Raw genomic sequence first — 11,773 nt, forward strand, 5'->3', positions numbered from 1 at the left:
CTTCGACGGGCATAGTGTCCTTTGGCACGCCTCGTGCCGCTCAACTGCGAATACTTTCTGCACACGCCGGTTTCGATTGTAGCTTCTAAAATCTTCCTTGCAGTCGCTCTTCGTCGCGTTCGTGCTCGGAAGGTCGATCCCCCGCGGATTTAAGAGAGCTGCCAGCCTGCACGCAGGATGCAAGTTAGATCAAGATTTCAGAGCTCGCTGGGCGTCACCGATCTCGCAATTTCGCCTACGTGAACGGGCGCGGGAGCAGTTGGATCATCGCGGCCAACCGGGCTCAGGCCATGGCATGTAAAGACGCAGCCCTGCCGGGAAAGGCATCGATGAGCTGCAGCCGCGCCCTCTCATGCTGTGAGATAACGGCCGGCACGATCCAGACCTACAAGGCCGGCACGTAGGGCAGGGGGCTCCGGCTAATCGTCGAAGCACGGTCCGCATTGCAAGTTAGACGGGCAGCCGAAGCCAAAGGTCGTTGCTGGACAGCGTACCGGCCGGCGTGGCTATCTCCATATCGACGACGCGAAATGAGCCGGGTTGATCATCATACAGGTAACGAAGATGCCAGACGGAGCCAAGTTCTGGTGTAATGGCGAAGTCATCTAAGGCACTCGCGACGTATCGAACGGCATCGCGATGTGCTATCGGCGCGGAGAACATCGTGTCCGTCAGCGTGGCGAGGCTCATACCCTCCAGGAGCATGGTTCGCGCGACTTCGTCTCCGTGGACGAGCCTGAGGACGGATACGAGGGCCGCGATAGCGTCAGGGTTCTTTAGAGACACGGCAGATTCGTTTCAGGCCAAAAGGCGGACTATTGACGTAAGGGCGCGTGGGCGGCGGTCGCGTGTTTTCGCAGGGCATGGTCGTCCGCTACAACACCTCAGCACGAACCTGAGCCACGCCACGATTCGTAATCCCCAAGCTGCGCGCAGCCGCCAGCGAGAGGTCGAGGACGCGGCCACGGACCCATGGTCCGCGGTCGGTGATACGAACCACCACCGACTTGTTCGTCTCAAGATCAATGACGCGGACTCTCGTGCCGAACGGCAGACGGCGATGCGCCGCGGTTAGTAGATTCCGATCAAACGATGAACCGCTCGCTGTCTTGCCTTTGGAATACGAATAGTAGGAGGCTTTTCCGGAAATAACTCGATTGAAAGATTGAGCGCCTGAACGATCTTTCAGGGGCTCTTGTCCGCTCGGGCGTTGCGCTTGCGGCTCCTCCTTCTTTGTCTTATCGAGTCCTTCAGGAGCGGGCTCGGCGTGAGCGTCTGGCACGATGGACCATCTATCATTGAATGTTTGCCCAACGGCTGGGGCGGCGTGAAGCCCCGTCCAGATTGAGACCGCTGCAATCACGATCATTCCAGAAAGCGGACGCATGATCGACCTCACTACAAATCACCAGACTGACAAACAATGCAAACTCGTAAGGCGCGTTCCGGCACATCGGGATTCATGTGTAGAGAGGTGATCTGATACCGATTTGAATGTGTTGCATGGCGAAGAGTGGAAGCAGTGCAACAAGCAGATGGTCCGCTGCAGCGCATTCACGAGAACCGGCGAGCCGTTCTAGAGCTCGACGCTTTGCGAAGCAGCGTCAACCTGGCCTGGCGTGCAGGCGGTTCAGTGGCGTGAATCTCTTCGCCTGATTATAGAGACGAGCAGGACATTGAACGGGCCACGGGCAGCTCGTGGGGCGAGATGCCGCGAGCCGCCTAAGAAGCTCCGCGCGTTATCCAGCCTCGCTCCCAGTGGATCGCAACCGTACACGGCTCTTCTGTGTTATTCCAATCGCCGGCAGTTTGCGTCTTTCGCGCTTCTTCAGCGAAACTGCCTCGGAGCAATTGCTATGAACATAAATCTCCGAAACGAACTCGCGAAGTTGTTGGATGACGTCCAAATAACGCCAGAAAATGTCGGACCTCAGCAGTTGGCTACCACTTCTCCCACAGGAATGCATGCGCGAAGGAGGCCGGTGACATAGGGACTGCTCTCAGCTGGCGCATGCGCTCTGGTTCCACTGGCGTTTAACGTGGCCGCTGTCCTCTCTCCTCACTAAAACGGTTGAGCAAAGAACCAAAGGCCGCCTCAGTTGGCGGCCTTTTTACAAGTAGGGTACGCCAGTTTACGTGAACGAAACCTCTGATCAGTAGCGCCGATAGTACCGATGGGCATAAGGCCGACGAACGACGACTACGCCGCGGCGATAGGCAGGACGATAGACCGGGCGGGTTCGGACGCATCCGTGCCGGCCGCAAACCAGAGCTACCGTCTCAACGTTCGCGATGTTTGATTGTCCCAACGGAGCAACGGGCATTGCCGATGCCGTTGCAATTGAGAATGCCGCCCCACCGAGAACGGTTATTGCGGCAAGTGTAAGTTTGTATTTCATCCATGCTACTCCGGCGGAGCCCATCCCCGCTGACCAACCTTAGACGTTCCTTCCTGAACCTCGGATGACCACGCCGCAGCTTTCGCGCGCGCCCTGGCTGGCTGTATGTTTCGGCACAATTGGGCCACGCGCGAGGGGTTGTTCTCTCGATCCTATCCGCCGGGCGGCCGCGCGGTGGCTCTGCGACATGGCTTGCCAATGAAGTTCACGCTGGCGCGCCGATCACCTCGTATTCGAAGCCGACGCCCTCCCGATCGTTCTCATCAATCCAAGCCTGCGCCACCTCCTCTGTAGCGAACCACTTTCGGCGGGGGCGAGGCGCGCCATTACAGATCCTCGCGCAAGGAGGATCTTGTGAATGCAGCGCGCGTCGCGCGGAACGGCCCCGACCCCTGCGCAAGCATGGCTCACCGGGGAAGGGGCGCCCCGGTCCCCATTGCGGAACGAACTCCAACCGAAACGGATATTCGGGTATTCGGGTCCGTAGGCGCCGGTTGGTTCCTAAGCCATAGGTCGATCTTGGGAGCCTCGTAAATTGTTCTAGAGTACTGCGATGGCTGGCAAGAGAACGTCCGAAAGAGAGTTCCTGCCCTCCTAAACCAAACAGGCGAGGTGGAGGCGCGGCAGGTTGTCCAAGAGCAAGTCTCGATCACCAGCCGGCGCTCGTCAAAGGTTCGAAAGTAAGATGAAACGAAGGCCGTCACAGTTGGCGGAGTCGTATTGTAGCTTCCGGCACTTGGGAACTGCCATGCGGTACGTTGCGTATGTGGTCGATTTATCCGGCGTTGCTCGGGCGGTTTATCAAGACAGTCCGACGGATGAAGGCGCCAGAACGCGAGCAGAGAAATTTCTCGATACGTACCCCGCCGTAGAGGTGTGGGATGGTCCTCGCAGAATTGCCCGGCTGGTGCGTGAGAGCTCGGGCTGACCGGTCGAGAAAAAGCGAGAGCTACGCCGGGTTGGTTCGGATCTGCTTACGATCATGAATTGACATTTCGCCGCGGCTCGTGGCTTCCAAAATCTTCATGGCGCGCAGGAACGAGCGGTTCGACTTTTAATTGTTGCCCAAGCAACCGTCCAGGTGCGGGAACCTCGTGGCATTAACATCGACGCGCGTGTTATGACGACTGTTCAAACGGCCTTGCTATTGCGGCCGCAGTGCACGCTCTGCACTAGATCGTGGGCGGTAATCGACACATCAAGCATCAGAGGGCACGGCGGATGTAACCGGCTCGACGATCTTAAGGGCCCGACGTGGAATGCGTCGGGGCCGTTTGTTAGGGCTCCATCTACACCGGCAGCCGCTCAGGGGCGCGAAGCGGAAATTATATCGCTTCGATCCGAGCGTTGCCGGTGGTCACCCCGGAGCAGACTTGACAAGTCGGACGAGTGCAAGGCTCTCTCTCTCTCTCTCTCTCTGCGAGTTAATCAGATAGCGTCGCAACGTCTGGCCGTGAGGGTTGACGATATTGGACCGCGATCGCTGTTAACCTTGGCCGCTTTTCGGCCAAATTGTTGTTTGTTGCTTGGTACTCGGGGCAGGACCTCATTTTGGAGCCCTGCAATGTTCAAGCAAGTATTTTCTGCGTGTCTCTTCGTTGTCCTCAGCTCGATCTGTTCGGAAGCAAGACCCTACCGCATCGGCCACGCGCCCGAATGCAACGTGATCATGCCATGTGACTTCTCGTCCGCGCAGACGCGCGGCGAACGAATTTCGCAATATTCACTGCAGGCGTATCGTCCCAAACAACTCGTAGTAACCGCAGCCAACAGCTTGGCGATGAGTGTCCCTGCTGAGAGCCGGATCGCCGGGGGTCGGCCGCCCGGCTGCCCGGCGGCATTCTGTGGTTGTGGCGCAGCGCTGCGCGTGTTTGGTCGTGTGGTGCCTGAACTAAACCTCGCAGCCAACTGGCTACGCTTTCCGCGTACGTCGCCGTCGCCCGGAATGGTCGCGGCACGCCGTGGGCACGTCTTCGTACTAGAACAGCATCTCAGAGGCGACATTTGGATGGCGTATGACGCCAACTCAGGCGGACACGCGACAAGGATGCACGCGCGATCGTTGCGCGGCTATACAGTTGTCAATCCACACGTTGCGGCCTGAAAGAGCGCGCGCCAGTTGGTGTACCGGTTTGTCGCTACCCGAACGTCAGCGCGTGTGCCCACGACCGCCGCCTGTGGCGCACTGGAAGGGACGGCCCCCGACCGCCAGCCCCCGTGTTGGTCGGGGCCGATTTTCGTCTGGTGCCCAACGCTCTGACACCATCTGACGAGAACCAGCCGGTTGGTTTTCCGGTTTTTTACAGAGTGGCGTTATGTCGCGTGCGATTGCCACCGTTCAAATTCGACTGGGGCGCCGCTACGCGCTTCCAAGTGGTTCGCAGCGTCATACCGTTTGGAGTTCAGGGATTGTCGAATTTTAGTTCGTCTGAGTTTAGCAAAGTAATCGTTCTTTTCTGATTGGGAATGGCGGCGACATTCGCGGAGGTGCTGGCTGCAAGGTTGACCATCATACCTTTTGTATTTTCGTCAACCGAGTATGTGCCGTAATAGGCAAATGCTTGACGCCACGATACTTTGCGCCTCCTCGGGCGTCGCCTTGGCTCGGTCATTAGCCGCAATCTTTGGAATTTCCGCGCGCGATTGGAAAGCGAGAAATGGCCATCATCTGAGAAAATCATCACACCCTTTGGGGAAGGACCGAAGGGTTCGCCTATTTGGCCGTCGTCCATTTCACTGGTAACAGCGACTAGCGTCCACGCACCAACAAGCTGTTCCTTAGCCGACTTCTCTTGCGCGAATGCTGCGCCCGACAGGGCAAGCCCAAGCCCGATAGCAACAATGGCTTTGTTCATTATGTCCTCCACCACAAAATTTAATTGTTCAACTACGGTCACGTGAGATCAAGGTCGGCGTGAGCTTCGGGGTCAAAATCGGCGATGAAAACCCACACGATGCCATTCCGATCTAACCTGGACAGCGGGCCCACCCACAGACACAGACTAGCCGCAGTACCCACGTGCCAACCGCCAACCCAGCAGGAATGCCGGCTGATCTCCTACCCAGATGTGTGTCTCGGGATCATCGACCTGCGGCGGAGAGCGGGTCGGCCCACCCGTAAATTTCCCAAGTGCCGCGCCTGCCCCTGATCTGGTACGACGGCCCCAGCTCACCGGAATGAGGCGCATTCGGCCAAATGGATGATCTCGCAATGCTTCTCGCCGAGCTGGAGCGGTGCAAGGCAGAGTTCGAGCACCTGCAAACGGAGCTGAATTCCCCAAGGGGCGCCGGCCCAGTACAGCCAACAACGCTCCAAGATCTGGCGCGCCGGATGAGCGAGATCGCGGCCCGTCTTGAAGCTGCAACGCGCGCGATCTCAAAGGGACCTGCCAGCGGAATACATTGAGCAGTTCCGTAGCGCCCTAGCGAGCCGGCCATCTCCGGTTTGAAGCCAGAACGGACTTGTCCACTTCGCGGAGTACATGGTCTAGTTCGCCATTGGCCGTTGCTCAAGCACCGCAACTCTCCGGCTTGCGCAGGATCAAAACGGACAGCCCCGTTCTCACTAGCCTCACACCTAGCCGAACAACCTGCGGTTCAGTCTGCTGAGGTTATGGGCGCCCAATTGACCTACCCCGATGGAGCGCCGCGCCTGTTACGCCAGTACTCTCGCAATGGCATCCCGCAAGGTTTGCCGTGCGAACGGCTTGCGCAAATAGGCGACGCACCCGGCGTCCACCGCCTCAGGGCCTCGGTCAGATGCAGCTGGAACGCGCGCAGCTCTTCCGCCGTCGCACTGTCGGGGGGAGGGCTGAGGAAAACCCTAAGCCTCTTGACGGCGCGGATGTACTCGCGTTGCGTATCGGGTACGAACCTGCGCATGTTCATGTCGTCGAGCATGCGTTGGCGCAGCGGGCTGATGGGCTTCTCGCTCATTGGGGGCTCCTGTCTTGAGGTTGGAGTGCTTGACCCCTCGATCCTGCAGACGGAGCGCCCGCCCGTCACCTGTGCTCGTTCAAACGGTTACAGCGGTAGACGTGATCGGCGGACCGCGCCGCCAGCCCTCCCGCGAGAGCGGGTTCGTTCTTTGACCCGAAGCCGAAGTTATCAGTCAGCCTTTCATGCCATCCAGACCGGGATAATCTTTGTAAATGTTTTCCTGAAGCACGGAGTCTATTCCGAGAGATGATATCGCCGACCGATGTCCTCAATCTCAGAAACTCAGCTACTGGAGATTCTTGGGCGAGCGTGAGCGCCAGGGATAACTCTCCATGATCCGATCTACGTGCTGTTTAAATCGTGTGGCTGATTTCGCGTCCATAGACCATCTCGCGGCAACAGGGCCTGCCTGGTAAGAGGCCCCTCCAAATATCTAGAGCGCTACTCTACCGCTTGGCCCAAATGCGAAGTGCACGACGTCCGCTATTTGAGTCGCTATCGGGGGAAAAGAGGACGTCGCACACAATCCGCGGGTCTTACTGTGCTAGAAATCCGAATGCGACAACCAGTGCCACCATGCTCGAGAAAATCAGCAGTGCCGGAAGGGATTTTCGGGTCATTGGCCTCGTCGAATGGCGCGCAGCCGATTGGCCGGGTTGAGGTGTAGGCGGTCTCTAGGACCGCACGACGTTGCCCTCTCTCGTTGGCGTTGCCCGTGGAGAGACGTTCCACCGGCCTGCGACCGTATGGCCGGGTTCACTCAAACATCAGTGTTGAATTGTTCTGCAATTGAGAGTTGAATGTTTGTATTTGAGAACGGGGGTTAATTTGCTGCAGCTGGAGGCACATCTCGGTATATCCGATGTGCTTCGTTTGATTGAAGAAAAGCTGGGAGCAGGTGTCTGGCGCTGTGATGCAGCCGGCCAGATGCAATGGTCGCGTGGCTTTTTTAGGCTGCTCGGATTGGATCCGCATGCGGTGTCGCCGTCATACACCGAAATCCAACGAAGGATTCATCCGGACGATCGCGGTCCGACTCGCGGTCCCAGCGAGTTGATGATAGATCGGACGTTGCTCGACGGTGAATTTCGCATCATTCGGCCCAATGGCGCTTTGCGCTGGATTAACTGCCATACCGAAGTGCTACTGAATAGCGCAGGTGAGCCGGAATGTATTTTGGGGATCGCTCTCGACATTACAGCGCAACGTCGGTTGGTCCAGACGCTGCGAAGTGACGCCGAGCGCTACAGCGCTTTGACCCAGGTGGTAGGCGGTCTGCTGTGGATCGGTAGTTCCGACGGTCGAATCACGGCACTGCCGAATGGCGAGAAGACACCAGAGGCGCATCGGTTGCTTGGCAAAGGCTGGGCTGATCTTCTTCACGAAGACGAGCGTGAGGCGGCCTTGAGAAGCTGGACGGCCTCGGTCGAGACCGGACGGCGGTACAGCGTCGAGCATCGCCTGCGAGAGCCCGACAATACATATCGGTGGTATCATTGTACGGCCGTGCCTGTCACCAATGCGGACGGCAGCATCCAGGAATGGATGGGTCTCTCCATTGACGTGCATCAGGAAAAGCTCTCCGTTCAACACGCGGCAACATCGCAGCTTACGGGCGCGCAACTGCGCGCAGCCCGCGGCATCCTAAATTGGTCTGTGAAACAATTGGCCGCGCGAACGGGGATTTCGTCCGCCATCATTCGTCGGCTTGAAGAGTACGATGATGCTCCCCCAATGTCGGACGAGACGACGGAGATTCTTCGTCGCGTCTTTTCGGATGCGGGAATCGAGTTCTTGTTCCCGTCTGTCGGCGAGCCTGCAGTTCGGCCGCGACGATGATTTGAGACAAGTTGTCGCAAGCTGGCTATCTCACTTTCCATAGGTAGCTTTGGAAGGACCGTCTTGGGGCTCAGTTTTTGGGTTGCTCGCGCATTTCGCGGCCGGGCGAACCAAAAATTTGCGAAATGCGCCGAGCTAATTTCGTCATACGCGCTGAAGCAGCAATTTTTGCGCGCGTGAGGAAAATCAGGGTCGATTTCTTCTTAACCAACTCGCAGCCAATTGTCTTCACCATGGTCTGCACGCTCAAGTAGGGACGGGAAACCTGAGCTACTGTTTTATTATCGAGTGACCCCACGAGGGATCTTTTTGCCATCTGACCTAAAAGCCGCCGTCGGTTGCGGCGACTAAGCGCGTCACATCCAAATCCATTCTTGCCAATCTTTTTAAGGGTCCAATGACCCGCGGAGTGTTGCCATGCCCTTCAAACTCAAACTTCGGATTCGTGGCCGGCTGATTTCGGGATTTCTTTCCGTATGCGCGATCATCGCGCTTTCAGTCGGATACACCGTGTTTGCGGTCGGCGGGATTTCCACGACCGTCGATCGCATGGTGAACCTGCGGACACCCGTCGCGCTCGCGAGCACAGAGCTGGTCGGCAATCTCTATTCCACACTGGCGACATTGCGTGGCTATCTCTTGACCGGAAATCCGCAAGGCAAGCTAGATCGGGCCGCGATGTGGAAGGAAATGGATGCCACAGTTGCCGGCTTCGATGAGAAGGCGGTACATTTTACCAACCCGGAGAACAGCCGAAAATGGGCCGAGGCCAAGGCGCTGCTCGCAGAGTTCCGAGCTGCCCAAGACAAAGCCGAAGCCGTCGCGTTCACTTCCGATGCATATCCAGCGACAAAGCTACTTGTGACCGAAGCCGGTCCGCGCACCGAAACAATGTTTTCCGAGATCACCAAGATGATCAACGAGGAGGAGGGCCAGGAGGCGACGGCGGAGCGTAAGAGATTGCTGAAAGCAATGGCGGACACGCGCGGCAATTTTGCCGCTGCCACCGCTCAACTTCGCATGTACCTCCTGTCGGGCGAAAAGAACGACAAGGAGAAATTCTTCAAGCCGTGGGAGCTCTCTGAAAAAGGCTATACCGCCGTGAGTGCGAAGAAGGACCTGCTTACGCCGTCTCAGCTGCTCTCTTTCGAGAAGATCACGAAGGCGCGGGGCGAATTTGTTCTCCTTTACGAGAAGATGTTCGCGTTCCGGGAGTCAGCGGACTGGAATGCACCCGTGCATATTCTCATAACGGAAGCGGCGCCGCGCGCGGTGAAGATTCTCGATCTGCTCGACGGGCCGAAGGGCGCCGACGGCACCCGCTCTGGAGGCATCAAGACGAACCAGAACAGCATGCTTGCCGAGGAAAGCCATCAGGTGCAGACGAGCATATCCTTCCTGAGGCTGGTCCTGTGGGGCTTGCTTGCGGCAGGACTGGGCCTCGGGGCCGCCATTGCGCTGCTGACCGCTCGCGCGATCGCCCTCCCGATCCAGGGGATGACCGCCGCCATGGGCAGGCTCGCGAGCGGCGATACGTCGACCTCGATCCCAGGTGTCGGCCGCGCTGACGAGGTCGGCGAGATGGCCGAGGCGGTTCAGGTCTTCAAAGACAATATGTTCGAAACCGACCGGCTGCGGGCCGAACAGGCGCAATCAGAGGCCCGTGCGGCCGCCCAGCGCAAGACGGACATGCACCAGCTCGCTGGACGCTTTGAGGATGCGGTCGGAGAAATCATCCAGACGCTCTCATCATCCTCGACCGAGCTCGAAGCGGCGGCCAAGACCCTGAGCAGGACAGCCGAGAGCACCCAGCAGCGCTCTAGCATGGTCGTTGCGGCTTCCGAGGAAGCCTCGAGCAACGTTCAATCGGTTGCCTGCGCCACCGAAGAGATGAGCTCATCAGTCGTCGAAATCAGCCGCCAAGTGCAGGACGCAGCCAGGATTGCCGGCGCAGCGGTGGATCAGGCACAGAAAACCAACGATCGCGTCAACAAGCTGTCACAGGCGGCAACTCGTATCGGCGACGTGGTCGAACTGATCAATACGATCGCGGGGCAGACCAACCTTTTGGCGCTGAACGCAACGATCGAAGCGGCGCGGGCCGGCGAGGCCGGACGCGGCTTCGCTGTCGTTGCCTCCGAAGTCAAGGCGCTCGCCGAACAGACTGCCAAGGCGACTGGGGAGATCAGCCACCAGATCGCCGATATACAGGCCGCCACCCAGGATTCCGTCGTCGCGATCAAGGAAATCAGCGGCACGATCGGTCGGATCTCAGAAATCTCTTCCGCCATTGCAGCCGCGGTGGAAGAACAGGGAATGGCTACGCAGGAGATATCGCGCAACGTCCAACAGGCCGCGCAAGGTACCCACGAGGTCGCCTCCAACATCACGGAGGTGCAGCAAGGGGCCACGGAAACCGGCTCTGCCTCTAGTCAGGTGCTTGCCTCGGCGCAAACGCTGTCGAACGACAGCGCGCGGCTAAAGACAGAGGTCGAGAAGTTCCTGATCACTGTGCGCGCAGCTTGAGGTGCTTCCATGACAAGTACCTCAACATCAGCGAGTCACGCTGGAAGTGTCCCAGCGAGGATCCGTGATGGAGCGTCCGAGCCGGTGGCTGCCAACATCATCCCGCTGCCATTTAGTCGAGAGCGATACCTGATCGTCCAGACCAGAACGGACTAAGTTGCTGCGACGGAAGGTCAATGTCGTTATCGAATGTCTTAGAGTTCTCAATGGCCTGCTTGAAGATGTGGATAACGGATCGATACGTGAGGAATTTCAGTCTCGGGTAGCGCGGCTGAACGAGCTGCTCGTGCTTCGGCTTGATCAGCTATCCGCCGCGGATCGCTTGCTGCAGGAGATGCTCCCTTATGCCTGACACGGGACGGATTGTACTGCAGCGCGTACGTTCGTCCTTCAATACTTCGAAGCAGGTGTCGGTGACCACGCAGCCACATCTTGTCCCGTCGCGCGGAATCGGCCGCACGACCGCTCTGACCCGTTACAGCAATAGCGGCGACGCGAGCGATCGATTAGCTAATGCGACGGTAGGTCCCGCGGTCGCGATATCTCCCTTCACCAATGCAAGCGGTGTGACCGATGTGCAACGAGCGCGTAGCTTCACCACAGCTATGTCGGCAACCGAACAATCCGGCTCACGAGTACGCGGTAGCATCCGCGCGACCAATTACTGAGGGCCTGCGGATGAACTTTTCAAGCTCGGAAGATCAGACGTTATTGTCTCTTTGGGAAAGTGTGCGGCGGCAAGTGTTGGCTGATCGCGCGAATGGCGGCCGCTCCCGCATTGTTGGTGACAATCTTCGCAACTATGCTGAGTTGCTCCGTTCGGAAATAGATCGGCGTGAGCTCAAGTACACCTCGATCAATTCAACTGAATGAAGAGGATGCTGCCGGGGGCACTCTAAAATGAGAGACATCCGTGAGCAGTTGGACAGACTCCGCAACGATGCCGCCGACTGCAAATCGATCAGCGATCTAGCCACTGATCTGCGAAAACGAGAATTGTTCGCGAGGCTTGCCGATCATCTGAGCGCGTTGGCTTCAGAGGTCGAACGCGCTACGGCTGTGACAGTCTC

At 58.2% G+C, this 11,773-nt stretch carries 8 protein-coding genes; 3 read left to right on the top strand and 5 right to left on the bottom strand.

Going from position 1 to position 11,773, the window contains the following annotated elements:
• Positions 1–450: 450 nt before the first annotated feature.
• Positions 451–690, bottom strand: coding sequence for a hypothetical protein (locus IVB54_RS11135; protein WP_143274137.1), 240 nt, complete (start codon positions 688–690; stop codon positions 451–453).
• 184 nt (positions 691–874) lie between these two features.
• A complete protein-coding gene (locus IVB54_RS11140) occupies positions 875–1,387 on the bottom strand; it encodes a septal ring lytic transglycosylase RlpA family protein (protein ID WP_083926609.1) in 513 nt (170 codons plus the stop codon).
• A 2,576-nt stretch (positions 1,388–3,963) separates the two neighbouring features.
• On the opposite strand from IVB54_RS11140, the gene IVB54_RS11145 reads away from it, so the two are divergent.
• Positions 3,964–4,503: a hypothetical protein gene (locus IVB54_RS11145; RefSeq protein ID WP_198293420.1), complete on the top strand. Its 540-nt coding sequence runs from the start codon at positions 3,964–3,966 to the stop codon at positions 4,501–4,503.
• A gap of 298 nt (positions 4,504–4,801) precedes the next feature.
• On the opposite strand, the gene IVB54_RS11150 is transcribed toward IVB54_RS11145, so the two are convergent.
• Positions 4,802–5,254, bottom strand: coding sequence for a lipocalin-like domain-containing protein (locus IVB54_RS11150; RefSeq protein WP_247777213.1), 453 nt, complete (start codon positions 5,252–5,254; stop codon positions 4,802–4,804).
• A 775-nt stretch (positions 5,255–6,029) separates the two neighbouring features.
• A complete protein-coding gene (locus tag IVB54_RS11155; protein WP_018460443.1) occupies positions 6,030–6,335 on the bottom strand; it encodes a phage integrase N-terminal SAM-like domain-containing protein in 306 nt (101 codons plus the stop codon).
• Between the two features lie 831 nt (positions 6,336–7,166).
• Here IVB54_RS11155 and IVB54_RS11160 point away from each other — a divergent pair.
• Complete coding sequence (locus IVB54_RS11160; RefSeq protein ID WP_039801407.1) at positions 7,167–8,177, top strand: PAS domain-containing protein; 1,011 nt, start codon at positions 7,167–7,169, stop codon at positions 8,175–8,177.
• Between the two features lie 70 nt (positions 8,178–8,247).
• On the opposite strand, the gene IVB54_RS11165 is transcribed toward IVB54_RS11160, so the two are convergent.
• Positions 8,248–8,475, bottom strand: a complete 228-nt coding sequence (locus tag IVB54_RS11165) for a hypothetical protein (RefSeq protein ID WP_143273025.1) — start codon at positions 8,473–8,475, stop codon at positions 8,248–8,250.
• A gap of 119 nt (positions 8,476–8,594) precedes the next feature.
• Between IVB54_RS11165 and IVB54_RS11170 the strand changes: the two genes are divergently transcribed.
• Positions 8,595–10,703: a methyl-accepting chemotaxis protein gene (locus tag IVB54_RS11170; protein WP_018460439.1), complete on the top strand. Its 2,109-nt coding sequence runs from the start codon at positions 8,595–8,597 to the stop codon at positions 10,701–10,703.
• Positions 10,704–11,773 lie beyond the last annotated feature (1,070 nt).

The sequence above is a fragment of the Bradyrhizobium sp. CW1 genome, assembly GCF_023100665.1.
Taxonomy (GTDB): Bacteria; Pseudomonadota; Alphaproteobacteria; order Rhizobiales; family Xanthobacteraceae; genus Bradyrhizobium; species Bradyrhizobium canariense_D.